Origin of the sequence: Streptomyces sp. NBC_01549 (genome assembly GCF_026339955.1) — a bacterium.
Classification (GTDB): Bacteria; Actinomycetota; Actinomycetes; order Streptomycetales; family Streptomycetaceae; genus Streptomyces.
Window position 1 is genome coordinate 1713334 of sequence record NZ_JAPEPW010000001.1, and the last position, 22823, is coordinate 1736156.

At 70.9% G+C, this 22823-nt stretch carries 23 protein-coding genes; 13 read left to right on the plus strand and 10 right to left on the minus strand.

Annotated elements, in window-relative coordinates:
* Positions 1-42 precede the first annotated feature (42 nt).
* Positions 43-555 (minus strand): ATP-binding protein, encoded by a 513-nt coding sequence (locus OG819_RS07305; protein WP_266648547.1) that lies wholly within the window; start codon positions 553-555, stop codon positions 43-45.
* A 193-nt stretch (positions 556-748) separates the two neighbouring features.
* On the opposite strand from OG819_RS07305, the gene OG819_RS07310 reads away from it, so the two are divergent.
* On the plus strand, positions 749-1600 hold the full coding sequence (locus tag OG819_RS07310; RefSeq protein ID WP_266648548.1) for a helix-turn-helix transcriptional regulator: 852 nt from the start codon (positions 749-751) through the stop codon (positions 1598-1600).
* Positions 1601-1608: 8 nt separating this feature from the next.
* Positions 1609-1803: a hypothetical protein gene (locus tag OG819_RS07315; RefSeq protein WP_266628131.1), complete on the plus strand. Its 195-nt coding sequence runs from the start codon at positions 1609-1611 to the stop codon at positions 1801-1803.
* 12 nt (positions 1804-1815) lie between these two features.
* Here OG819_RS07315 and OG819_RS07320 read toward each other — a convergent pair whose 3' ends face one another.
* On the minus strand, positions 1816-2184 hold the full coding sequence (locus OG819_RS07320) for a hypothetical protein (RefSeq protein ID WP_266628129.1): 369 nt from the start codon (positions 2182-2184) through the stop codon (positions 1816-1818).
* Positions 2185-2333: 149 nt separating this feature from the next.
* Here OG819_RS07320 and OG819_RS07325 point away from each other — a divergent pair, with 149 nt between their 5' ends.
* The 3 genes from OG819_RS07325 (at position 2334) to OG819_RS07335 (ending at position 5773) form a co-directional block, all read left to right on the plus strand.
* Entirely contained in the window at positions 2334-2849 is a 516-nt protein-coding gene (locus OG819_RS07325; RefSeq protein WP_266648549.1) for a SigE family RNA polymerase sigma factor, read from the plus strand.
* A gap of 82 nt (positions 2850-2931) precedes the next feature.
* Entirely contained in the window at positions 2932-4245 is a 1314-nt protein-coding gene (locus OG819_RS07330) for a hypothetical protein (RefSeq protein WP_266648551.1), read from the plus strand.
* A 190-nt stretch (positions 4246-4435) separates the two neighbouring features.
* Positions 4436-5773, plus strand: coding sequence for a M14 family metallopeptidase (locus OG819_RS07335; protein ID WP_266648552.1), 1338 nt, complete (start codon positions 4436-4438; stop codon positions 5771-5773).
* 68 nt (positions 5774-5841) lie between these two features.
* Here OG819_RS07335 and OG819_RS07340 read toward each other — a convergent pair whose 3' ends face one another.
* The 5 genes from OG819_RS07340 to OG819_RS07360 form a co-directional block, all read right to left on the minus strand.
* Complete coding sequence (locus OG819_RS07340) at positions 5842-6435, minus strand: hypothetical protein (RefSeq protein ID WP_266648554.1); 594 nt, start codon at positions 6433-6435, stop codon at positions 5842-5844.
* A gap of 64 nt (positions 6436-6499) precedes the next feature.
* The gene (locus OG819_RS07345) at positions 6500-7987 is read right to left on the minus strand and encodes a gluconate:H+ symporter (protein ID WP_266648556.1); all 1488 of its coding nucleotides are present in this window, start codon (positions 7985-7987) and stop codon (positions 6500-6502) included.
* A 185-nt stretch (positions 7988-8172) separates the two neighbouring features.
* Positions 8173-8583, minus strand: a complete 411-nt coding sequence (locus tag OG819_RS07350; RefSeq protein WP_054234976.1) for a RidA family protein — start codon at positions 8581-8583, stop codon at positions 8173-8175.
* Positions 8580-9353, minus strand: a complete 774-nt coding sequence (locus OG819_RS07355; protein WP_266436481.1) for an IclR family transcriptional regulator — start codon at positions 9351-9353, stop codon at positions 8580-8582. Before OG819_RS07355 ends, OG819_RS07350 begins: the two co-directional genes overlap by 4 nt.
* Complete coding sequence (locus OG819_RS07360) at positions 9350-10423, minus strand: sugar kinase (RefSeq protein ID WP_266648558.1); 1074 nt, start codon at positions 10421-10423, stop codon at positions 9350-9352. The genes OG819_RS07355 and OG819_RS07360 overlap by 4 nt, the downstream gene beginning before the upstream one ends.
* A 142-nt stretch (positions 10424-10565) precedes the next feature.
* On the opposite strand from OG819_RS07360, the gene OG819_RS07365 reads away from it, so the two are divergent.
* Positions 10566-11846, plus strand: a complete 1281-nt coding sequence (locus OG819_RS07365; protein ID WP_266628115.1) for an amino acid deaminase — start codon at positions 10566-10568, stop codon at positions 11844-11846.
* Between the two features lie 38 nt (positions 11847-11884).
* A complete protein-coding gene (locus tag OG819_RS07370) occupies positions 11885-13507 on the plus strand; it encodes an amidohydrolase family protein (protein WP_266628113.1) in 1623 nt (540 codons plus the stop codon).
* Between the two features lie 21 nt (positions 13508-13528).
* On the opposite strand, the gene OG819_RS07375 is transcribed toward OG819_RS07370, so the two are convergent.
* Complete coding sequence (locus tag OG819_RS07375; RefSeq protein ID WP_266628111.1) at positions 13529-14416, minus strand: serine protease; 888 nt, start codon at positions 14414-14416, stop codon at positions 13529-13531.
* A gap of 228 nt (positions 14417-14644) precedes the next feature.
* Positions 14645-15298, minus strand: a complete 654-nt coding sequence (locus tag OG819_RS07380; RefSeq protein WP_266648560.1) for a hypothetical protein — start codon at positions 15296-15298, stop codon at positions 14645-14647.
* A 126-nt stretch (positions 15299-15424) separates the two neighbouring features.
* Here OG819_RS07380 and OG819_RS07385 point away from each other — a divergent pair, with 126 nt between their 5' ends.
* Complete coding sequence (locus OG819_RS07385; protein WP_266628107.1) at positions 15425-16636, plus strand: pyridoxal phosphate-dependent aminotransferase; 1212 nt, start codon at positions 15425-15427, stop codon at positions 16634-16636.
* A 122-nt stretch (positions 16637-16758) separates the two neighbouring features.
* On the plus strand, positions 16759-17175 hold the full coding sequence (locus OG819_RS07390) for a hypothetical protein (protein WP_266648561.1): 417 nt from the start codon (positions 16759-16761) through the stop codon (positions 17173-17175).
* Between the two features lie 87 nt (positions 17176-17262).
* Here the strand turns inward: OG819_RS07390 and OG819_RS07395 are convergent, their stop codons facing one another.
* Positions 17263-18138: a helix-turn-helix transcriptional regulator gene (locus tag OG819_RS07395; protein WP_266628103.1), complete on the minus strand. Its 876-nt coding sequence runs from the start codon at positions 18136-18138 to the stop codon at positions 17263-17265.
* 163 nt (positions 18139-18301) lie between these two features.
* Between OG819_RS07395 and OG819_RS07400 the strand changes: the two genes are divergently transcribed.
* Genes OG819_RS07400 through OG819_RS07415 form a run of 4 tightly spaced genes read left to right on the plus strand, consistent with a single transcriptional unit; the run spans position 18302 to position 22711 of the window.
* Positions 18302-19375 (plus strand): substrate-binding domain-containing protein, encoded by a 1074-nt coding sequence (locus tag OG819_RS07400; RefSeq protein ID WP_266628101.1) that lies wholly within the window; start codon positions 18302-18304, stop codon positions 19373-19375.
* Positions 19376-19387: 12 nt separating this feature from the next.
* Entirely contained in the window at positions 19388-20560 is a 1173-nt protein-coding gene (locus OG819_RS07405) for a toxic anion resistance protein (RefSeq protein ID WP_266648562.1), read from the plus strand.
* On the plus strand, positions 20557-22113 hold the full coding sequence (locus OG819_RS07410; protein WP_266648564.1) for a VWA domain-containing protein: 1557 nt from the start codon (positions 20557-20559) through the stop codon (positions 22111-22113). Before OG819_RS07405 ends, OG819_RS07410 begins: the two co-directional genes overlap by 4 nt.
* A complete protein-coding gene (locus OG819_RS07415) occupies positions 22100-22711 on the plus strand; it encodes a hypothetical protein (protein WP_266648565.1) in 612 nt (203 codons plus the stop codon). Before OG819_RS07410 ends, OG819_RS07415 begins: the two co-directional genes overlap by 14 nt.
* The last annotated feature ends 112 nt before the right edge of the window (positions 22712-22823 follow it).

The window sequence follows — 22823 nt, forward strand, 5'->3', positions numbered from 1 at the left end:
CTGACGGAAGCCAAGCTGGTCAACCGACATGGCGTAGATCATTTACGGGACAGCCCTCAGCGAGATGAACGGCGCTTCCGATCCGTACTCAGCCGCGCTCGCCCGCGGCAGCGTCGCCCACATCCGCGTCCCCCCGCCCGGCTCCCGCGACTCCCCGAAGCCCCAGTCGCCGTCGCAGGCCCGGCATACGCAGGCCAGGACCCGCAGGGCCGCGCGGCGGCGGCCGTCGCAGGCGGCGGCCAGGCGGGGGTGGGTGTGGCGTGGGTGACGGTCGTAGACGATCACGCGGAAGGCGTCACCCCGATAGCGGAGCGACAGGTAGAAGTCGGGGGATTCGGTGAACTGACACGCGGCCGCGGCCAGTTCACCGATCGCCTGGAGTGCCGCGTCCATGATGTCGCGCAGGTCGTGCGCAGCGAGGAACGCGCGCGTGGCCGCTCGCGCGAGCGCCGGGCTGGCCGGCGCCGCCGGGAGGGTGAGGCTGTACGCGAGGGTTTCGGGGCTGGGCCGGGTGGGGTCGGCGGGGTAGGCGGTCGCGAGGGGGCATGGGGACATCGGTCCTCCTGTGGGGGGGGGAGGGCAGCGGTGGCTTGTCGCGGGCAGGGGCCTGCGATGCACTTCCAACTGCCAAGAGTGGCTGGCGCGTTACCGAATGTAGAGATTGCGGAGTCACTGTGTCCATCACCTTGGGGATAATTACCCCCTTCGAGCGTGGACCTGCCCCGCCAGACGCAGGCAGACTGTCGCCATGGCAACCAGAACCACCCCGACGGAACGGCAGAAGCGTCTCGGTGCCGAGCTGCGCAAGATGCGCCTGGCGGCGGGATCCACCACGGAGTACGCGGCGGGTCTTCTCGGTATCGACAGGACACGGCTGTCCAACATGGAGTCGGGCATCCGCCCCTTCTCGCCCGAGCGCGTCCGCACCCTCGCATGCAACTACGCCTGCACGGACAAGGGTTATGTCGAAGCCTTGGTGGCCATGGCGGACGGAAAGGAGCGCGGCTGGTGGGAGCGTCATCGGGGCACGCTGCCCTCCGGGCTCCTGGACATCGCGGAGCTGGAGTGGCACGCCACCCGTGTCCGGACCGCTCAGGTCATGCACGCGCCGGGGCTGCTCCAGACCGAGGAATACGCCCGAGCCGTCTTCGCCGCCGTCCTGCCGTCGCTGACCCGGCTCGAGGTCGAACTGCGGGTCGCACATCGGATGGAACGCCAGCAGGTCTTCGAGCGGCCGGACCCGCTCCGGTACATCGCCTACGTCCACGAAGCGGCCCTGCGCATGCCGTACGGCGGGGCGGAAGCGAACCGGCAGCAACTCGGCCATCTGGGCGCCCAGTCCGAGCGCGAGAACATCGAGGTCCGTGTGATCCCCACGTCCAAGGGCGGGTTCCCCGGCGCGGGACACGCGGTGCTCTTCGCAGACGGGGCCGTGCCCCGGCTCGACACCGTGCAACTGGACTCGGCCCACGGACCGGAATTCACCCACGCCGAGGCTCAGCTCACGAAGTACCGTGCCCATCTGGACTGGATGGACGTTGCGGCGATGACCCCAGCGGCGTCACGCGACCTCATCCAACAGATCGCCCACGAACTGTAGGAGACGTCGTGACCGACCACATCGCCTGGGAAGACCCGTTCTGCGGTGAAGGCAACAACTGCTTCCGCCTCGGCACCGACCCCCAAGGCAATGCCTACATCGCCATAGCCGGCGCCGAAGACCACTACCTCACCGACACCCGCGAAGCGCTCCGCACCATGATCCTCGACATCAAGGCGGGCAGGGCCGACCACCTCCTCTGAGCCGCCGGACGGCTACCCCATCGGCCGGTAGTACCCCAGCACCCACGCCAACTGTGCGAACCACCCCCGCAACAACTCCCGCGGCTTCGCGTTCACCACGCACTCGTAGACCCTGCCGTCCAGGTGGACCACGGCGACCATCAGGGCCTTGCCGTTGGGGCTCGCCTTGTAGTGGACGCTGCGGATCTCGGGCCAGGGGAAGTCGACCGTGATGTCGTACATCTCGAAGGCCACACCCGACGCGTCGACAACGACCGAGTTGTGCTTGTCGACCGCCAGGAACTCCGGGCCGGGCGCCGAGGGCTGGGGTGGCCCTGGGGCGTACTGCGGCGGGGGCGGGCCGAAACCCGGTGGGGTGGAAGCGGGCGGCTGGTCTGTCACTCCGGCAACCTACCCGGCGTACGCAGATCCCCTACGTGGAGGGCTGCCTGTGGGCCCCCTCTGAACCTTCTTTCCGTCCCCTGAAACATTTCCGGGGGGCCGGCGCATCAATGGAGTGAAGGCGGCGGTACCAAAGACACGGGAGCGGGATGAGACAGGTCCGGAGGGACGATTACGCCGAGTTCGCGGCGGCGCGGGCGGGGCATCTCTACCGTTCCGCGTGTCTGCTCACCGGCGGGGACACCCATCTCGCCGAGGACCTGGTGCAGGAGACCCTCGGTCGCCTGTACGTCCGCTGGTACCGGGTCTCCCGCGTCGGCAACCCCGCCGGGTACGCCCAGACCGTCCTCACCCGTACCTTCCTCGCCCACCAGCGGCGCCGCAGCAGCCGGGAACGCGCCACGGACGAGTTCCCCGACCTTCCCGACCCGCGCGCGGCCGACACCGACACGCCCCCGCGGCTGACCCTGGTCGAGGCACTCGGCCGGCTGTCCGCCAAGGACCGGACCGTGGTCGTGCTGCGCTACTGGGAGGACCGCAGTGTCGAGGAGACCGCCGAGGCCATGAACGTCAGCTCGGCCGCCGTACGCACCCGCTGCACCCGCGCCCTCGCCCGGCTGCGGCTGCTGCTCGGGGACGCCCTCAGCGAGCACGCCAGACCCTGACCCCGGCCCGGCGCCAGCGCCGACGACCGTACAGACCGCTCCGACATACAGCCCTTACGGAGAGCAGAGAGGGTGATTCGCCATGCCCGTTGACGACCGCGACCACGACCACGACCGGTACCACGACCACCACCGGGGACACGACCACCACCGGGGACACGACCACGAGGACCGTTTCGGGGAACGGCTCGGCGAGGCCCTGCACCACGCCGGCGGGGCCTACGAGACCGACCGGCGCGCCCTGGTCGCCGCCGGCGAGGCGCGCGGCCACCGACTGCTGCTGCGGCGCAGGGCCGCCGTCGTGGGCGGCGTGGTCTCGGTCGCGCTCGTGGGCCTCGGCGGGGCACTCCTCGTACCAGGGGGCGACGACGGGCGGCAGTCCGTGGCCACCGGCGCGAAGACCCCCGTCGCCTCGGCCGCCCCCAAGGCGTCTTACACCGGCGACGAACTGATCGGCATCCTCAAGAAGTTGCTCCCCCGCGGCAAGTTCGGCACGGCGCAGGCACGCGGCACGGACGAGAAGCTGCCCCCGTACGCACAGGTCGTCCACAACGACGGCAAGGGCAAGGCGGCCATCTCCGTCGGCTTCAACCGGGTCCTGCCCGGCAGCGAGCAGGCCCGCCAGACCATCGCGTGCCCGGACAAGACCCTGACGCTGTACGACAGCTGCGCCGTGACCAGGCTGTCCGACGGCTCGGCGCTCAAGATCTTCCAGGGGTACGAGTACCCGGACCGCCGCGCGGACACGAAGCTGTGGACGGCGGACCTCGTCACCCCCAAGGGTCAGCAGGTCAGCGTGAGTGAGTGGAACGCCGCGGCCGAGAAGGGCGCGGCGGTCAGCCGGGCCGAACCCCCTTTGTCCACGGCCCGGTTGAAGACACTCGCCACGGCCGGCGCGTGGCTGGACGTCGTCGACGCGATCCCGGTGGATCCCAGGGCCCCGACGGCGGCCCCATCACAGCCCGAGGGCATCGACGGCGGCGCGGTCACTTCGACGCTCGTCTCACTGCTTCCCAAGGGCGTCAAGGTGGTCGCCAAGAGCGGCCCGGGCAGCGGGTACGCCTACGTCGTCCTCGACGACGGCAAGGGCAGAAGCCTGGTCCAGATCAATGTGCAGCCGGACATGTCGGACGTCAAGGACCAGCTCTTCGGGGCGGGCGCCGAGACGCTGGCCGACGGCACGAAGGTCGTCACACACAAGAAGCCGGGAGAGAAGGGCGGCGCCGACGTCGTCATGTGGACCGCCGACACCATCAGGACCGACGGGTTCCGTGTGGTGGTCAGTGCCTTCAACTCCGGCAGCCAGGTGACGGCCGCGACACGCGCCGCCCCCGTGCTCACGTTGAAGCAGCTCCGGGCGATCGCCCTCAGTGCGAAGTGGCGCGGCCTGGGCTGAGGTCCCTCACCTCTCTCACGACTCGGGCCCCGTCGGGCGGAGCTGCCGACGGGGCCCGCCGCATGACCGGTTTCCGCCACCGGCCCTTTATCGACTCTTGACCTGACCATGCCAACCACTCACCATGAGCGCCACACCCGCACTCCGTACGTCGCACTGATTCCACCCCCCACTCCGCCAAGGAGACTTCATGCGACTTCACAGACGCGGCAGGCGCACCGTCACCCTCGCGACCTTGCTCGCGCTCGCCCTCGCCGCCCCGATCACCGCCACCGCCACCCACGCCACGGCGACGGGAGCGAAGGCCCCCGCACCCTCGGCCGACGACATCCGTCAGTACGAGATCCACCAGAGCACCACCCCGGTGACCCGCACCGCCATCCAGCGGACCGGCGTCACCGTGGACGAGGCCGACGAGGAGACCGTCGTCGTCTCCGGCCGCGCCGACCAGGTCAAGGAGCTGCGCCGACTCGGCTACGAGGTGTCGCCGTTGGGGTCCGCGCCGAACCGGTCGAACGGCACCGGTGACGTCCGGCTCTTCGACTTCCCCTCGGCCGACTCGAAGTACCACAACTACGCCGAGACGAACACGGAGATCGACCAGCGGCTCGCGGCCTACCCGAGCATCATGAGCAAGCAGGTGATCGGCAAGTCGCACCAGGGCCGGGACATCGTCGCCATCAAGGTCAGCGACAACGTCGCCACCGACGAGAACGAGCCCGAGGTCCTCCTCACCTTCCACCAGCACGCCCGCGAGCACCTGACCGTGGAGATGGCGCTGTATCTGCTGCGCGAGCTCGGAGCCGGATACGGCAGCGACTCCCGCGTCACCAACATGGTGAACAGCCGCGAGATCTGGATCGTCCCGGACCTCAACCCCGACGGCGGCGAGTACGACATCGCGACCGGCTCGTACCGCTCGTGGCGCAAGAACCGCCAGCCCAACTCCGGTTCCTCGTACGTCGGTACGGACCTCAACCGCAACTGGAACTACAAGTGGGGCTGCTGCGGGGGTTCGTCCGGCTCCACGTCCTCCGAGACCTACCGCGGTGCCTCGGCCGAATCCGCGCCCGAGGTGAAGGTCGTCGCCGACTTCGTGCGCGGCCGGGTCGTCGGCGGGAAGCAGCAGATCAAGGCCGGCATCGACTTCCACACGTACAGCGAACTCGTGTTGTGGCCCTTCGGGTACACCACCGCCGACACCGCGACCGGCATGACGGCGGACGACGCCGCCGCGTTCAAGGCCGTCGGCCAGAAGATGGCGGCCAGCAACGGGTACACCCCCGAGCAGTCCAGCGACCTCTACATCACCGACGGGTCGATCGACGACTATCTCTGGGGCTCCCAGAAGATCTTCGACTACACCTTCGAGATGTATCCGACGTCCAGTTCCGGAGGCGGGTTCTACCCGCCCGACGAGGTCATCGAGCGGGAGACCTCACGCAACCGGGACGCCGTGTTGCAGCTGCTGGAGAACGCGGACTGCATGTACCGGTCGATCGGGAGGGCGACGCAGTACTGCAGTTGACCACCGGGGCGGTGCGATGAGAGGGAACTGCGGGCCCGTTGTGGCTGGGCGCGCAGTTCCCCGCACCCCTATGGGGTGCTCTCGTCCGCGGCCTCCTCGGAATCCTCACCGTCTTCGAAGTAGGCGTCCAGGACCGCGTCCAGCTGGTCCTCCCACTCCTTGAAGCGCGCCCGGGCCGTCGCCTCGATCTCGATCGGGTACCAGCGGCGGTCCGGGGTGTGCACCGTGATGGTGAACCGCTTCCCGAAACGTGGCGACTCCGTCTCGACGGCGCCGATCTCGTCCCAGCGGAACTCCGCCTCCTGGTCGTCCAGGCGCAGCCGTACGCCGCTGTGGTCGGCCTTGATCGAGGCGCGCCGGTCGGACGCCTCGAACTCCGGCCCGTCGGGGTCGGGTTCGGATCCCGAGTCGGATCCGGATTCGGCGGTGGCCTCCTCTTCGGGCTCGGAAGGGGCATCGGCGGGCGCCTCGTCGGAGACGGTGTCCTCGGGGGCGGCGTCCTCGACAGCCGCCTCCTCGGACACGGCCTCCTCGGACTCGGCCTCCTCGACGACCGCGTCCTTCGGCTCCGCCTTCGCGGGTGACGTAAGCCCGGGGATGTACGCCGGGTTCACCGCGGCGGCGTCCAGGGGCTGGCTCTTCGAACCTATGCGCTGCTCCACAGCGGGCAGTATGGTCGAAGATCCTGTGTCGGGCACAGCCAGCCCCTACATAGCTACGCGGCTGTTATACGAAGAGGCTCACCACCGCCGCGACCGCGAAGCCCGCCACCGACAGCACGGACTCCAGGATCGTCCAGGTCTTGAGGGTGTCCCGTTCGGAGATGCCGAAGTACTTCGCCACCATCCAGAAGCCGCCGTCGTTGACGTGCGAGGCGAAGATGGAGCCCGCCGAGATCGCCATGATGACCAGCGCGACGAACGCCTGGGAGTGGTCGCCCTCGGTCAGCAGCGGGGCGACGATGCCGGCTGTGGTGACGATGGCGACCGTCGCCGAGCCCTGGGCCACGCGCAGGACCAGGGAGATGAGGTAGGCGAGGACGACCACCGGCAGGCCGACGTCGTTGAAGGTGTCGGAGAGGGCCTGGGCGACCCCGCTGCCCTTGAGGACCGCGCCGAAGACCCCGCCCGCGCCGACCACGAGCAGAATGTTGCCGACCGGCTTGAGCGAGGCCGTGGACACCGTCTCCAGCGACTTGCGGGACCAGCCGCGGCGGATGCCGAGCAGGTAGTACGCCAGCATCAGAGCGATCGTCAGCGCGACGAAGGGGTGGCCGAAGAACGTGATGACCGAGCGGCCCGTGGAGGGGTCGAAGGCGATCGAGGAGAAGGTCGCGAGCAGGATCAGCACCAACGGCGTACCGATGATGGCCAGGACCGTGCCGAGCGGCACCGGCTTCTCCTGCGGAGTGACTCCGGCGGCCCGCTGCTCCTCGGCCAGCGCCGTCCTCGCCTCGTCGGCGGCTTCGGCCATGTCCTGCGGCACGGGGACGAAGATCCGCCTGCCGATCCACGCGGACCAGGCCCAGGCGGCGAGCACGGCGGGGATGCCGCAGACGATGCCCATGAGGATGACCCAGCCGAGCTGGACGTGCAGCAGTCCCGCGGCGGCCACCGGGCCCGGGTGCGGCGGCAGGAACGCGTGGGTCATGGAGAGACCCGCGAGCAACGGGAGGCAGTAGAGCAGGATCGACTTGCCGCCGCGCTTGGCGGCCGCGTACACGATCGGCGCGAGGACGAAGATGCCGACGTCGAAGAAGACCGGGATGCCGAAGATGAGGCCGGTGAGTCCCATGGCCAGGGGCGCCCGCTTCTCGCCGAAGAGGTTCAGCAGCCGGGACGCCAACACCTCCGCCCCGCCGCTGACTTCGAGGATCGCGCCGAGCATCGTGCCGAGCCCGATGATGATCGCGATGTGGCCGAGGGTGCCGCCCATGCCGGACTCGATGAGGGAGACGGCGTCGGAGCGCTGGACCGTGCCGAAGAGTTCGGTGACGGAGAGACCGGCCCCGAGGCCGACGGCTATGGAGACCGCGAGCAGCGCGACGAAGGGCTGGAGTCTCGCCTTGATGATCAGGACGAGGAGCAGGGCGATGCCGAGCGCGGCGACGGTGAGCAGACCGGCGGTGCCGTGGATGAGGGCGATCAGGCCGCCGGTGTGGGGTGGGGCCGGTGGTGTGGTGGTGGCTGCGAGCAGGGGCAGGGGTGAGGACATGAGCGGAGGACCTCTGCATTCGGGTAAGTGGGGCATGCGGCTTTCGGGCAGGGGGGATCGCGGCACGGCGCCCCATGAAGGGGGACGCCGTGCCGTGATGACGTACGCGGTGCGGGAGAAGAGGTGCGGGAGAAGGGGGAGGCGAGCCTCGGCTCAGGGTCGGCCCGGCCGGCCCGCGGACGCCGTCAGCCGAGTACGGCCAGCGCGTCGATCTCGATGAGGAGGCCGGCCGGCAGGCCGACGTAGACCGTGGTGCGGGCGGCGGGGGGCGCGGTGAGGCCCTGCTCCTCGAAATAGGTGTTGTAGATCTGGTTCATCTCGGCGAAGTGGTCGACGTCCGTGAGGTAGACGCGGATCATCATCGCGTCGTCCCAGCTCGCGCCGCCCTCCTCGAGGATCGCCTGGACGTTGGCGAGGGTCTGGAGGGTCTGTTCGCGCAGGGTGGGGCCCGCGGGGGTCGGGGGCTTGCCCTCCTCGGCCGGGAGGAAGCCGACCTGTCCGGCGACCTGGAGGATGTTCCCCTTCTTCACGCCGTGCGAGAACTTCGCGGGCGGCGTGGTGTGGGTCTTGGGGGTGAGCGCGGTCTTCTCGGTCATGGACGTCGGGAACTCTCTTCCTTGGCTGAGGGTTTGCCGGAGTACTCGTGGCTGATGGCGTCGGCGGTACGGCGCACCAGCGGGAGCAGCGTGAGGAGTTCGTCGGCGGTGACGACGACGTTCGGCGCGGAGACCGACATCGCGGCGACGACGCGTCCGTCGGCGCCGCGGATGGGGGCCGCGACGCAGTTGATGGACTCCTCGTGACCACCGAGGTCGGTGGCCCAGCCCTGTTCGCGCACCGTGGCCAGCTCCTTGAGGAAGGCGGCGGCGCCCGGGGTCGAACGGGCCGTGTACATGGGGTAGTCGAGCTTGTCCGCGACGGCGCGGCGCTCGGGCTCCGGGAGATCGGCGAGGAGGAGTTTGGCGACGGCGGCGACCGTGATGGCCACCGGCTTCCCGATCCGCGAGTACATGCGCACCGGATAGCGGCTCTCCACCTTGTCGATGTAGAGGACCTCGTTCTCCTCGTACACCGCGAGGTGGACGGTGTGGCCGCAGCTCTCGTTGAGCCGTACGAGGTGGGGGTGGGCGATCTCGCGGACGTCGAGGTTCTCGACCGCTTCCTGGGCGAGGGCGAAGAGGCGGGCGCCGAGGCGGTAGCGCTGGTCGGACTGGCGGTAGACGAGGCCGTGCTCGTGCAGGGTGCGCAGGAGGCGCAGCGCCGTGGACTTGTGGACGCCGAGGCGGTCGGCGACCTGGCCGAGGTCGGCGGGGCCCTCGGCGAGCAGCGGCAGGATGCTCAGCGCTCGGTCGACGGTCTGGCTCATGGGGTACGTACCTCCTCCTGGGCCCGCGTGACGGCTTCGGTCCAGCCGGGGCCGAGTCGAAGTGTCTCCCACGCCCGGTCGTCCAGTGCGGCCAGCCGGTCGGCGTGCTCGCGGGAGGGGGGCGCGGCGAGGTCGCCGGGGACGGTGAGGGCGGCGGCGGCCATGAGGTGGCCGTGCCGGAGCCGGTCCCGGGCGGGAAGTGCGCGCAGGGTGGCGGAGAGGAACCCGGCGGCGAAGGCGTCGCCGGCGCCGACCGGGGCGACGACGTCGACCTTGAGGGAGGGGACGAAGGTGACCGTGTCGTCCTCGCCTTGGAAGCCCTCGCCGTCACCCTGGAAGAGGGTGGCGCCCCGGGAGCCCTGCTTCACGACCAGGGCCCGGGGTTCGGGCAGCGCGGCGCGGATCGCGGCCGGGCCGCCGATGACGCCCCAGGCCGCCTCGGCCTCGTCCTCGCCCACGAAGACGAGGTCGCTGCCGCGGGCGAGGTCCAGCAGGACCTTGCCCGGCTCCTGGTGGTGCCAGAGATGGGCCCGGTGGTTGACGTCGAAGGAGACGAGGGGGCGCCCCGCGCGCGGCGCGGTGAGTTCGCGCATCAGGCCGAGGCAGTCCTCGGACAGCGCCGCGGTGATGCCGGACAGGTGCAGTACGCGGCCCGACCGTACGGCGTCCACGCCCACGTTGTCCTTCGTCATCGCGGAGGCGGCGGATCCGGCCCGGTAGTACGCGACCTCGTGGTCGTCGCTCGCCCGGTCGCCCGCCGTGCGGAAGTAGATGCCCGTCGGGCGCGCGGGATCCCGTCGTACGGCGGAGGTGTCGACGCCGTACGCGGCGATCGCCTCGACGAGGTGATCGCCGAACCCGTCGGTGCCGACCCGGCCCACCCAGCGCACGGTGTGTCCGGCCGAGGCGAGCACACACGCGACGTTGGACTCGGCTCCGCCGATCGCCCGTTCGAACGACGGCACGTCGGCGAGGCGCCCCGGCCGGGTGGGCAGGAACGTGACCATGGACTCGCCGAGCGCGACGACATCCACGACGTCCGGGGCGTCGACAGGTCCGTTGGGGGTCACGATGTCTGGGGCTCCTCGCTCTCGCGGCCGACGGGGACCGGGCGGCACCGTTGACCCTGCGTTGGCTGGGATGTTAGACAGCAGTAAGCGATATACGCAATGACCGTTGCGCATGATGCAACACCCCTGAAGGGAAGGCCCCATGACCGCCTCCGAAGCCGCCGCCCTCGGGGCGGACCGTCTCGCCGCGGACCGCGTCGACCACCGCTTCAAGGGCCTTCCCCCGGACGCCGAGGGCCTGACCGTCCGCGAGCTGGCCGCCCAGCGCCGCAACCTCTTCACCGGCGGCTTCACCACCCCCGTCCTCGCCCTCTCCGCCGAGCGTCTGACGCACAACCTCGAACTGATGGAGACGTACGCCGTCCGCCACGGCCTCGCCTTCGCCCCGCACGGCAAGACCTCGATGGCCCCCCAGCTGTTCTGGCGGCAGATCGAGCACGGCGCCTGGGGCATCACGCTCGCGGTGCCCCACCAGGTGCGCGTGGCACGGGAGTTCGGGATCGAGCGGATCTTCCTCGCGAACGAACTGGTCGACGCGGCGGCGCTGCGCTGGATCGCGTCCGAGCTGGCGGCCGACCCGGAGTTCCGCTTCGTCTGTTACGTCGACTCGGTGCGCGGCGTCGAGCTGATGGACGCGGCGCTGCACGGCTACACCCGTCCGGTGGACGTGGTCGTCGAGCTCGCCGCCGGTGAGGGGGCCCGCACCGGTGTCCGTACGGAGGCGGAGTGCGCGGCGGTCGCGGACGCGGTGGCCGCGACGCGGACGCTGCGGCTGGTGGGCGTGGCGGGGTACGAAGGCGAGGTCCCGCGGGCGGACCCCGAGCGCGTGCACGCGTGGCTGCGGCGGCTGACCGCGCTGGCGGTGGACTTCGACAAGGCGGGCCGGTTCGAAGGGGTGGCGGAGATCGTCGTCAGCGCGGGCGGCAGCGCCTGGTTCGACGCCGTCGCGGACGTCTTCTCCGAGCTCCCCGACCTCTCCCTTCCCGTACTGAAGCTGCTGCGCTCGGGCGCGTACGTCTCGCACGACGACGGTCACTACCGCCGCCTGACCCCCTTCACCCGGGTCCCCGAGGAGGGCGCCCTGCACCCCGCGTTCCGCCTCTGGGCCCAGGTCGTCTCCCGCCCCTCCCCCGAGCAGGCCTTCGCCAACGCGGGCAAGCGGGACGCGGCGTACGACCTCGATCTGCCCGAGGTCCAGGTGGTGCGGCGGGACGGCGCCGAGCGGCCGGCGCCGGGTCTGGCGGTGACCGCGCTCTCCGACCAGCACGCGTGGCTGCGCACGGACCCGGAGGCGGATGTGGAGGTCGGCGACTGGGTGGGCCTAGGGCTGTCCCACCCCTGCACGTCCTTCGACAAATGGCAGCTGATTCCGCTGGTGGAGGCGGACGGCACGGTCGTGGACTACGTCCGTACGTTCTTCTAGGAGGCCGTTGTGACGAATGTTTCCTGGAGGTCCCTGTGATGGATCTCGTCATCCGGGACGCCGAGGTCGTCGACGGCACCGGAGGCCCCTCGTACCGCGCCGACGTCGGCATCGAGGGCGGCAGGATCACCACCGTGCTCAAGGAGGGGGCGGCGGCCGGCTGTCTGCGGCCTCTCGCCCGGCGGGTGCTGGACGCCGAGGGCCTCGCCCTCTCCCCCGGCTTCATCGACATGCACGCCCACAGCGACCTCGCCCTCCTGCGCGACCCGGACCACAGCGCCAAGGCGGCGCAGGGGGTGACCCTGGAGGTCCTCGGCCAGGACGGGCTGTCGTACGCGCCGGTCGACGACCGCACCCTCGCGGAGATCCGCAGCGCGATCACCGGCTGGAACGGACCCGGTGACGACATCGACTTCAGCTGGCGTTCGGTGGGCGAGTACCTGGACCGGCTCGACCACGGCTTCGACGGCGAGGGCATCGCGGTGAACGCCGCGTATCTGATCCCGCAGGGCACCGTCCGGATGCTCGCCGTCGGCTGGGACGACCGCCCGGCGACGGCGCGGGAGCTGGAGCGGATGCGGCGGCTGGTGGCCGACGGGATGCGCGAGGGCGCCGTCGGCATGTCCTCCGGCCTCACCTACACCCCCGGCATGTACGCAAAGGACGCCGAACTCACCGAGCTGTGCCGGGTGGTGGCGGAGTACGGCGGCTACTACTGCCCGCACCACCGCTCGTACGGGGCGGGCGCCCTGGAGGCGTACGAGGAGATGGTGACCCTCACCCGCGAGGCCGGCTGCCCGCTCCACCTCGCCCACGCCACCATGAACTTCGGCGTCAACGAGGGCAGGGCCCCGGAGCTGCTGGCCCTCCTCGACGACGCCCTCGCCGCGGGCGCGGACATCACCCTCGACACGTACCCCTACACCCCCGGCTGCACCACCCTCGTGGCGATGCTGCCGAGCTGGGCGAGCGAGGGCGGCCCGGAGGCGATCCTCACGCGCCTGAAGGACGAGGAGACGGCCGAACGCATCCGGCACCACATGGAGGTGATCGGCGCCGACGGCTGCCACGGCGTGCCCATCGAGTGGGACACGATCGAGATCTCGGGAGTCAACGACCCGGCGCTCGCATCGTACGTCGGCAGCACGGTCCGCCGGTCCGCCGACCGGCTCGGCGAGAGCCCCTGGACGACCGCCCGCCGCCTCCTCCTCGACGACCGGCTGGGCTCGACGATCCTCCAGCACGTCGGGCACGAGGAGAACGTCCGCGCGATCATGCGGCACCGGGTGCACACCGGCGGTTCGGACGGCGTGCTGCGCGGCGAGAAGCCGCACCCGCGCGCGTACGGCACGTTCCCGCAGTATCTGGGGAAGTACGTACGGGAGTTGGGCGTCCTCTCCCTGGAGGAGTGCGTCGCCCATCTCACCGGCCGCCCGGCCGCCCGGCTGCGGCTGCCCGACCGCGGCCTGGTCCGCGAGGGGTACCGCGCCGACCTGGTCCTGTTCGACCCGGCCACGGTCGCGGCGGGCTCGACGTTCGAGGACCCGCGCAGACTCCCCACGGGCATCCCGTACGTCCTGGTCGACGGGCGGTTCGTGATCGAGGACGGGCGGCGCACGGACGTGCTGGCGGGGCGGGCGGTCCGCCGGACTCCCCGGTGACCGCCCGCCGCCGCACCGCGGTCACGGCTTGGGCAGGGTGCACCCGCTCGCGCTCAGGTTGAGCTTGTTGCCGGTCGTGAAGCAGGCCGGGATCTGGTAGGTCTCCTCGGCGTAGTTGATGCCCGGGTGAATGGTGACGTTGCCGCTCGCGTCGACCTCGCAGGGGTTGTTCAGCGTGCAGGTCTCGCCGTCCTCGTTACCGGTGTTGTTGACGGCGACGACCTTGCCGGTGGCCTGGTCGATGACCGGCGAGCCCGAGGTGCCGCCGATGGTGTTGCAGGCGGAGGTGTAGCGGATCGAGTCCTTCCAGGTCCAGTCGCCCTCCTTGAGGCGGTACGCGAACCCGTCGATGCTGCAGTTGTAGAGCCGCTTCCAGTAACCGGAGGCGACCGTGATGGCGGTGCCGACGGTCGGGTGCGTGTCCTGCACGGTCAGCGCGCCGATGCCGTACGAGCTCTGGATCGTCGCGTAGGTGCTGGTGAGCTGGTAGATCGTGACGTCCGTGTCGGTCATCGTCGAGTACGCGACCTTGCCGGCCCGCAGGGTCGCCACCCGGGTGCCGGCGGAGTTGAGCAGGCCGAAGGTACGGCTGGACGCCTGGTCGACGATCACTTCGCCGGGCTCCGGGAAGCCCGTCTCCAGGCAGTGACCGTTGGAGAGCACGAGCGCCGGGTCACTGGCCGCGGAGTTGGGGAAGCGGATGACGGAGCCGGAGCAGTTGCTGAGCGCCACGGTCCCGGCGAGGCTGACGGCCTGGAGGGTCGGCGCCGCTGCCTTCGTGTCCGCCTTGACCGCGGACGCGGACACGGACGCCGCCGCGGGTGCGGATGCGGGTGCCGCGACCGCGGGTGCCACGCCCGCCCCGGTGATCACCAGGGCGAAGAGCGCGGCGACGAGAGGCTTTCTCATGTGGGGGTCCCCTCTTGCGACTTGGGCGACCGGAGATCTTCCGGCCACTTCCAGTTTTGTCATGCGCATTGTCAATCGAGGGGGCGAGGGGAACAAGGAGCGCTTTCCGGCCATGGGCAGGCCGGCATGGCGGGACGGAGCGCTTCGCCTACGCGGGCGAGCGAACGGGGGTGAAGGCCACCGCGGGGCCCACCGCGTCCCGGGCGGAACCCGTCGGGGACCCGGCGGCTACTTCGGCCGCTTGGTGGCGCCCCGGCCGTGACCGGGGTTGCCATTGACGGCGCTACGGCTGGTGGTCGAGGTGGGAGTGGAGGTGGGGGTGGTGGACGTCCCGGCCGACGGAGACTGCGACGCGGCCGTGGACGGGGCCGACGAGGCGGACGCACCCGGGGAGGTCGGGTCGGCGGCCCCGCGAGAGGCGGTCGGCGCATCACCCGGCGCCGCTCCCTCTTCCCCGGCGGTCGAGGCGCCCGTGGGAGCCGTCGGCTCCGGGGACGCGGACGCGCCCCGGCCGTCATCGTCACTCCGCCCCGAGGGCGAGGAGCCCCCGGACGACCCGGAGTCGAACAGTCCCACGACCACCGCGCCGAGGACGACCGCGCACACCGCGCCGCCGGCCACCGCCACCCTCCGCCGCGGGAGCCGCGCACGGCGGCGGCGCCGCGAGCCGCCACGACGGCCCGCCCCGGCTCCGTCGTCGCCCGTCCCCGCACCCGGCCCGTCGTCATCGGCCGTCCGCGGACCCGACCCGTCGTACGCGTCCTGCCAGCCGTGCGCCTCCGCCGGATCCGCGTACACCTCGTACGCCGGAGGTGTCTCGCCGTCACCGCTCGGGAGGTACACCCTCGGCTCGGGCTCGGTCTCACCGCTATGCCAGGACATAGGCGCGGATTCTAAGGACTGCAAGGGCTTGCGGCACAACGTGGGAAGAAAATGACCCAAAACGCCCCGTCTCACGTGGTGGAAAACACCCCCCGCCGAGCGTTACGCGGCCGTAAGCTCACCGTCATGCAGGTGATCCAGTCGACCAAGCTCGCCAACGTCTGTTACGAGATCCGGGGCCCGGTACTCGAGGAGGCGATGCGGCTGGAAGCGGCAGGTCATCGGATCCTCAAGCTGAACACCGGCAACCCGGCCGCGTTCGGGTTCGAGTGCCCGCCCGAGATCCTGGAGGACATCCTCCGGAACGTGTCGACGGCGCACGGCTACGGTGACGCGAAGGGTCTGCTCGCCGCCCGCCGCGCCGTCGTGATGCACAACCAGACCCTCGGCATCGAGACCGACGTCGAGCACGTCTTCGTCGGCAACGGCGTGTCCGAGCTGATCGTGATGGCGATGCAGGGCCTGCTGGACGACGGCGACGAGGTCCTCGTACCGGCACCGGACTACCCGCTGTGGACCGCGGCCGTGTCCCTGTCCGGGGGCACCGCCGTGCACTACCACTGCGACGAGCAGTCCGACTGGATGCCCGACCTCGCGGACGTGGAGCGCAAGGTCACCGACCGCACCAAGGCGATCGTCATCATCAACCCGAACAACCCGACGGGCGCGGTGTACGACGAGGCGATGCTGCGCGGGCTCACCGACATCGCCCGCCGCCACAACCTCCTGGTCTGCTCGGACGAGATCTACGACAAGATCCTCTACGACGGCGCCACCCACACCCCGACCGCCTCGATCGCGCCCGACCTGCTCACCCTCACCTTCAACGGCATGTCGAAGGCGTACCGGGTGGCGGGCTACCGGGTCGGCTGGATGGCGATCTCCGGCCCCCGCGCGCACGCCGACTCCTATATCGAGGGCCTGACGATCCTCGCGAACATGCGCCTGTGCGCGAACATGCCCGGCCAGCACGGCGTGGTCGCCGCGCTCAGCGGGCGGCAGACCATCAACGACCTGGTACTGCCCGGCGGCCGGCTGAAGGAGCAGCGGGACGCCGCCTACGAGCTGCTGACGCAGATCCCGGGCGTGAGCTGCGTGAAGCCCAAGGGCGCGCTGTACCTCTTCCCGCGGCTCGATCCGAAGGTCTTCAAGATCAAGGACGACCGACAGATGGTCCTCGACCTGCTCCGCCGAGAGAAGATCATGGTCGTCCAGGGGACCGGCTTCAACTGGCCCGAGTCGGACCACTTCCGAGTGGTCACCCTGCCGAGCGTGGGCGATCTGACCGACGCGGTGACCCGGATCGGGAACTTCCTGGACGGCTACAGCCAGCCATAACGGTCCACAATCACCCAAATCACTCATGCCCCATGAGACTCCCCCCCTTTTGCGAACCGGCTCAACTTTAGACGAAATCCAAGCTAGGATGGCTTCCTGAAAGACCACAGGAGGCCGTCCCCATGTACGAACCGATCCGCACCAAGTCGGTCCACACGACGGGCGACACCCCTACCGACTTCCCCCACCGGTCGCGCGAGGAGGAGCTGGACATCCAGCTCGCCGGACACCTCGCGGCACTCCTCGCGGTGACCGACGAGATCCGCGCGATCGAGCCGTCCGCCGACCTGGACGCGGCGGCCGAGCGGCTCGCCGAGCAGGTGGCGCGGCTGCGGCGAGGAGTGGCGCCGGTCCGCGCGTCGGCCGCCGCCGTGCGCGAGCCGCACGTCGTCGCTCTCCACCAGCGGGCCCACGCCCTCGCCGGCCGTGCCCTCGTCGTCGCCGCGTCCCGCGCGGACACGGCGGGCGCGATCCTGGCCGCCGAGCGCATGGACGCCCACGCCCCGGCCGCCGAACCCCGCACACTCGCGGCCCGCTGAGAGCCCGAGCCCCAGGGCTCCCCCGTACGGCCCCGGTCCGCGCGCACCCGCAGCGACGTGCGGACCGGGTGCCACACATCCCACCGGTCAGCCGAGGGCAGTGCCCGTCGTCTGCAACCCCACCGCCGCGAGCAGCGCCAGCTGCTGCGCCGCCTCCGTGCCCGGCGCCGCCGAGCAGATCGTGATCCGCAGGTCCCCGCCCGGCACCGCGAGCGTGTCGCAGTCCAGCACGATCACCCCCACCTCCGGATGGTGGACCGTCTTGGTGTCGGCCGTGTGGAACCCGACCGCGTGCGAGGCCCACAGCTCACGGAACAGCTCGCTCTCCCGCCGCAGATCCGCGATCAGCGAGCGCAGCCCCCGGTCGTCGGGATAGCGGGCGGTGGCTGACCGCAGATCCGACACCAGAGCCGTGCGCAGCCTCTGCTCCTGCTCCGGGGTGTGCGTGGTCCGGCTGGGCAGACCCGTGAACTGCCGCCACACGTAGTTGCGTTCCCGCCCGCGCCAGCCGGACGGATCCCCCGCCAGCGCGGCCCACAGTGGGTTCCACGAGATGAGGTTGTACGCCGCGTCGTGGACCCCGACCGGGGACTGGCTCAGCTGGTCCAGGAGGCGCTGCACGCTCGGCGGGATGTGCTGCGAGATGCGTCCGGCCGCGGGCGGGGCCTGCCCGGCCAGCCGGTAGAGGTGGTCGCGCTCGGGTCCCGACAGGCGCAGGGCGCGGGCGAGCGCGCCGACGACCTGGCCGGAGGGGGCGGTGGCCCGGCCCTGTTCGAGGCGGGTGACATAGTCCACCGAGAGCCCGGCGAGCTGCGCCAGCTCCTCCCTGCGCAGTCCGGGCGCCCGCCGCGCGCCGCCCCTCGGCAGCCCGGCCTCCTGGGGTGTGGTCCGGTCGCGCCAGTACCTCAGCGCGGTACCGAGCTCTCCGTGCTCGCGATGGTCCCGAAGGTCTCGTTGGCTCACCCCTCCATGGTGCTCCCCCGCCGCCGCCACAGCCTGGTACTGCCAGTCCCCCGAGACGGAGAGCTCGAACCCGCCGTTCCGGTTGCATACCGGGATCGGTCGGACACCTTCCGTTCACCCGACGCGGCCGGGAATGTTGGGTTCCGGGAGCACTCTCCTCGATGTGAGACGCATCGCGGGAATCGTCCTGGCGGTCCTGCTGATCGGCGGCGTGGTAGCAGCCGTCATCGGGGGCCGCGAAGGTCAGGACAAGGGCACGGCAACGAAGACCGTGCAAGGAGTGATCGGATCGGAGAAGGCGGAGTTCTTCGCCGATCCCGACGTGGTGAAAGCCCTGGCTGCCAAGGGCTTCACCGTGAAGACGGAGACCTCCGGGTCCTGGGCCATGGACGGCCTGGACCTCAAGGGGTACGACTTCGCCTTCCCCTCAAGCCAGGCCCCGGCCGACGAGCTGGCCGCCAAGTACCACGTACGCCAGCCGCTGCCGCGCCCGTTCTACTCGCCCCTCGTGGTCGTCGCGCACCGCAGCGCGGCCGAGGTCCTGGCGGCGAACGGGCTCGCGACCGTCGGCAAGGGCACCGGCACGCTCAGGATGGCCGAGTACCTCAAGGCCGCCGGGCAGGACCGGACCTGGCAGCAGCTCAAGGGGGCAGAGGCGCACGGCGAGTTGACCGGCACGCTCTTCATCGCCAGCACCGATCCGAACACCTCCAACTCCGGCGCGCTCTACCTCGCCGCCGCCTCGTACGTCGCCGACGGCGGCCGGGTCGCGGCCGGCGCCGCCGCCATCGGGCGCACCGCGCCCCTCATGCACAAGCTCGTCAGCGTCCAGGGCGCCCAGCAGTCCAGCACGGACGCGGCCTTCCGGGACTTCATCAGCGGGGCCGGGAACCCGCTCGTGCTCGTGTACGAGTCTCAGGTCGCCGCGCTGCTCAACCAGGGCCAGGACGTCGGTGACCTCACCGTCCTCTACCCGGACACCACGGCGAACAGCGACCACACCGTCGTACCCCTCACTCCCGAGGGCCGCGCGCTCGGCGAGCTCCTCAGCAGTGACCCGACCCTGCGCAAGCTCGCCGTCAGGCACGGGTTCCGGCCGCAGGGCGCGACCGCGGAGTTCACGGCGGCCACCGCCGCCCACGCCACCCATCTCAACCAGAAGCTGACCGGCGTCCGGCAGGCGCCCGTGCCCGCCTACAAGGTGCTGCACGAGATGGCGCGCCGGGCCGGGAACTAGGGGGAAAAGCACGTGACCACCGAAGACACCTTCACCCTCACACCGCCCGAGGCCGTCGCGCCCGTGCCCCGTGAGAAGGCGGGCGGGCTGGTGCCCGTCGACCCGTCCGTCCAGGACGAGATGGCGCGCCGGGCCGCCGAGTACGTCGGCTCTCTCGCCGCCCTCGACGCCCGCTCGCCCGAGTTCGCGGGCAAGGTCGGCGAGATCGCGGGCCTCGGCGCGAGCGAGATGCGGGGCGCCGCCGCGCAGTCCAACCGCATGCTGGAGCGCACCCTGCGCAGCCTGCCCGACAAGGGCGGGGACGCCCAGTCGCACGTGGCGGGCTCGCTCGTCGAACTCCGCCGTGTGGTCGAGGACCTGGACCCGCGCGACCTGCCCGCGAGCAAGGGGCGGAAGTTCCTGTCCAAGCTGCCCGGCGGCAACAAGCTGCGTGACCATGTCGCCAAGTACGCCTCCTCGCAGACCACCCTGAACAAGATCGTGGGCTCGCTGCGTGGCGGCCAGGACGAACTGCGCCGCGACAACGCGGCGTTGCAGACCGAGCGCGTCCGGCTCTGGGAGACGATGGGCAAGCTGCAGGAGTACGTCGTCCTCACCCAGGCGCTGGACACGGCGGTCGAGGAGCACATCGCCGCCGCCGAGGCCGTGGACCCCGCGCAGGCCGACACCCTGCGCGCCGACGTCCTCTTCCCCGTCCGGCAGAAGCACCAGGACCTGCTGACCCAGCTCACGGTGTGCGCGCAGGGCTATCTGGCCATGGACGTGGTCCGGCGCAACAACGACGAGCTCATCAAGGGCGTCGACCGCGCCGCCACCACCACGGTGTCCGCGCTGCGCATCTCCGTGATGCTGGCCTCCGCCCTCGAGAACCAGCGCAAGGTCGTCGACCAGGTCAACGCCCTGCGCGGCACGACCGAGGACCTGATCCGCGGCAACGCCGAGATGCTCGCCACCCAGAGCGGGGAGATCCAGCGCATCGCCGCCGACCCGGCCGTCGGCGCGGAGACCCTGCGCACCGCCTTCCAGCAGATCTACCGCACCCTCGACGCCATCGACACGTACAAGGTCCAGGCGACCGAGTCGATGGCCGCGACCGTCGAGTCCCTCACGTCCGAACTCCAGCACGCGAGCGCCTACTTGGAGCGCAGCCGCTCGCAGGGCGCCCTGGAAGGGGGCTCCGCGTGAGACGTCGTACGGCCTACGCCGTCGTGTCCCTGCTCGCCGTCACGGCCACCGCCGCGGTCACCGGCTGCACGACGCAGGACCAGAAGCAGGGGTCCGACAGCAACGCCCCCGAACCCGGCACCCTGCGCGTCCTCGCCTCCAGCGAGCTCAGCGACATGGCGCCGATCCTCGAACAGGTCCGCAAGGACACCGGTATCAAGGTCCGCCCCACCTACATGGGCACCCTCTCCGCCGTCGACCTGCTCGCGAAGGGCAAGGTGGACGGCGCGTACGACGCTCTGTGGCTGTCGTCCGACGACTATCTGCGGCTGCGCCCCGAAGCGGCGAAGAAAGTCGTCTCCCAGACCCCGATCATGTCGAGCCCGGTGGCGATCGGGGTGAAGCCGGCCACCGTGAGCGCGCTGGGCTGGAAGCCGCAGGACGTCACCTGGTCGCAGGTCGAGAAGGCCGTCGCGGAGCGGAAGCTGACGTACGGCATGACCGACCCGGCCCGCTCCAACTCCGGTTTCTCCACGCTGATCTCGGTGGCCTCGGGGCTGTCCGGGGCGCAGTCGGCGCTCACCGACGCGGACGTGGCGAAGGCGACCGGGCGCCTGAAGGAGTTCTTCAAGGGGCAGAAGCTGACGTCGGGGTCCTCGGGCTGGCTGGCGACGGCGTACGAGCGGCGCGGCACCGTGGACGCCCTGCTCAACTACGAGTCGATCCTCAAGGGCATGAAGGGGCTCACGGTCATCCGCCCGCGCGACGGCGTGGTGACCGCCGACTACCCGCTCTCCTCGCTCGCCTCCTCCAGCAAGGACACCCGCGAAAGTGTCCGCCGCCTCACCGAGGCGCTGCGCGCTCCGGCCGTCCAGCGCGAGATCACCCAGCAGACGCGGCGCCGCCCGGTCGTCGCCTCCGTCGCCCCGGCGGCCGGCCTCGACACCGGACGGCGGCGTGAACTCCCCTTCCCCGGCAGCCGGTCCGTCGCCGACCACCTCCTCGACTCGTACGAGAACAAGCTCCGCCGGCCCTCCCGAACCGTCTACGTCCTCGACACCTCCGGCTCGATGGGCGGCGGCCGGCTCGACCGGCTGAAGAAGGCGCTCACCGGACTGACGGGCGACTTCCGTGACCGCGAGGAGGTGACGCTGATGCCGTTCGGCTCGAAGGTCAAGAGCGTCCACACGCACGTGGTGCGGCCCGAGGACCCAGGGGCCGGTCTCGACGGCATCCGCAAGGACACCGAGGCTCTCAGCGCCTCCGGCGACACCGCGATCTACACCTCGCTGGAGAAGGCTTACGAGCATCTGGGCGCGGGCAGCGACACGTTCACGTCGATCGTGCTGATGACGGACGGCGAGAACACGAGCGGCGCCGACCCCGAGGACTTCGACGGCTTCTACGGCCGACTGCCGGGCGAACAGAAGGAGATCCCGGTCTTCCCGATCTTGTTCGGCGACTCCGACCGGGGCGAGCTCCAGCACATCGCCGACCTGACCGGCGGCCGCCTCTTCGACGCCCGCAAGGGCTCGCTCGACGGCGCCTTCGAGGAGATCCGTGGCTACCAATAAGAACCCCCTGAGGTACCTGGAGTCCCGCAAGAACCTCACCGGCAGCGCCTGCGGGCTCGTAGGTCTGGCCCTCACGTTCGCGGGAGTCGCGGGCCCGTACTGGCCGGTCGTCGTCGCGGGGCTGTACGGGGCGGGCGCCCTGATCGCCCCGCCGGAGCGGCCGCCACTGCCGGACTTCCCGCACCCCTCGGCCCAACTGGAGGAGCTACGGGGCGACTTCGGCCGCCTGCGGGAGTATCTGGACGGTGTGGAACTGCCCCCGGCGGCGGCGGGCCGGCTCACCGAACTGACCGAGCTCCTGACCGCGCTTCTGGATCCCGGCTGGGTCGCCGAGGTGCTCGCGCAGGACCCGGAGGGCGTGCACGCGCTGTCCCGTGCCGTACGGCAGGACATCCCCGAGGCCGTCGACACCTTCGTACGGACACGATGGTGGACCCGGCTGACGCCCGGCACCGAACCGCCGGAACGCCACCTGGAGCGCCAGCTCACCCTGCTGCAGGAGGAGGCCGACCGGCTGGCGGTGGCCCTGCGAGAGGTCGAAGCCCGGCGCCAGGAGTCGCACACGCGCTATCTGGAGGACCGCGGACGCTCACAGTGAGCGGTCATCAGCCCTGGAGCTGTTTCGCGACGACCGCCGGCACAACCACCAGCACGGCGTGTCACGCGCCTGGAGGGAACTGAAGTTCTCGCGCGCAGCTCGCCGCCGAGGT